The sequence below is a fragment of the Mesorhizobium sp. P5_C1 genome, from assembly GCF_054049815.1.
Genome location: NZ_JBFULQ010000934.1, coordinates 1 through 1,398, shown reverse-complemented (window position 1 = coordinate 1,398; position 1,398 = coordinate 1). Strand labels below are relative to the sequence as shown.

2 protein-coding genes are annotated in these 1,398 nt (G+C 64.3%); one reads left to right on the top strand and one right to left on the bottom strand.

The window, feature by feature from the left end; genetic code table 11:
- The first annotated feature begins 86 nt into the window (after positions 1-86).
- The gene (locus tag ACXJ7R_RS32730; protein WP_457155412.1) at positions 87-689 is read left to right on the top strand and encodes a DUF6456 domain-containing protein; all 603 of its coding nucleotides are present in this window, start codon (positions 87-89) and stop codon (positions 687-689) included.
- Between the two features lie 49 nt (positions 690-738).
- Here the strand turns inward: ACXJ7R_RS32730 and ACXJ7R_RS32725 are convergent, their stop codons facing one another.
- The gene (locus ACXJ7R_RS32725; protein WP_457155411.1) at positions 739-1,050 is read right to left on the bottom strand and encodes a hypothetical protein; all 312 of its coding nucleotides are present in this window, start codon (positions 1,048-1,050) and stop codon (positions 739-741) included.
- Positions 1,051-1,398: the final 348 nt, after the last annotated feature.

Genomic DNA, 1,398 nt, shown 5'->3' with positions numbered 1-1,398 from the left:
GCCACCTCTCCCCCGCTCTGCGGGGGCGAGGAACCCAGGTTCCGCACGGCCCAACCCAATCCCAACACCCCAACCAGGAGCCTCCCGTGAGCAAGAGAACCAGAGCTGCAAGACCGCAGGCACCAAAACTGCCAAAGGGCGAGGCCGAGCAGGTGCGCATCCGCCGCGAGATCGGCCATGATTTCGCGCTGAAGGACGATGACTTCGGTCGCAAGCGGCTGGCTGCGGGCACGCTGGAAGCGGGCCGCGTCTACGAGGTGTCGAATGACGGCTACACCTCCACCGGCGGCATCGTGCGGGTGCGCAATGTGGATCCGCTGCTGGGCATCACCTCGCTGTCGCGCCAGCAGCGCGAGGCCGGGTTGCGCTACCGCGAGGATTTCCGCTGCAGCCAGCAGGCGAGCGTGAAGCCGATGCGCTGGAGCGAGCGCGTCGACGGCGGTCGGCACGGCGGCGGCATCGCCGACAGCGTGCTCGATGCCGGCCGCGCCCACGCCGCCGCGAGCAGGGCGCTCTGCCATTGGGAGGTGGCTGTCGTGGTGCAGAAAGTCTGCTGCGCCGGCGGCTCGATCAAGGGCCTGGCCGAACAGACCGGCGAGGGGCGGGATGTGGTGACGAAGCTCTTGAAGGTCGGGCTGGACCTGCTGGCGGTGCATTATGGGATGATGGTGGGGAGAAGGGTCCGGTGACAGGCGACCCGACCGRCAATGCCGGTCGGATCAGTCTTCCCGGATCAGGTCATCCGCAGACGCGGATTTCCTCGATGATCCTGTGGTGATGGCGCCAGTGCTTGACCAGTTCGATGTGGCAACGGTGGTGCCGGTGGTAATAACGCGGCCTGTAGCCGTTGTCGTAGGACTCGTCCTGGTAGTAGCGGCGATAGGCGTAGCGATCGCCGTAGTCGCCATAACCATTGTAATAGCCGCCGCCGTAATAGTCGTCGGCATAGCCGCCGATGCCGATCGTGAAGCGACTACCGGCATCCGCGGGGGCGATCATCGCCGCCGCCGAAGCAATGGCGATAACCGAAACAAGCAGGAGCTTCTTCATGGCTACCTCCTTCTCAAGGTTGAGCTAATGTAACCGTCGAGACGCGGCTCCGTTCCACGGATTCTTAAAGATGTGATGAGCAATGCGGGCACTGGGGGCCCGAGATGCCTGGGCCGCCGTTCCTGCTGCCATTGGGGCGTGGCCGCTGTGGTGCAGTTAGTCCACTGCGCCGGCGGCTCTCATGCATTCCCCGCCCTCCCGGTACGGGTCCCGCTGCAGAGTGACGGCACGTCAATGACAAAGCGAGGGCGCGCCTTATCCGAAAACCCGGCAGGTTACCAATGAGGCACATTCATAAGATGCCGGCCACCGGTTCTCGATTTGATGCCGTTCACGTGAGAAAATACG

What these genes read in the sequence shown, in the direction of transcription:
- ACXJ7R_RS32725 (WP_457155411.1), bottom strand. Translation starts at nt 1,050, where the DNA reads ATGAAGAAGCTCCTGCTTGTTTCGGTTATCGCCATTGCTTCGGCGGCG.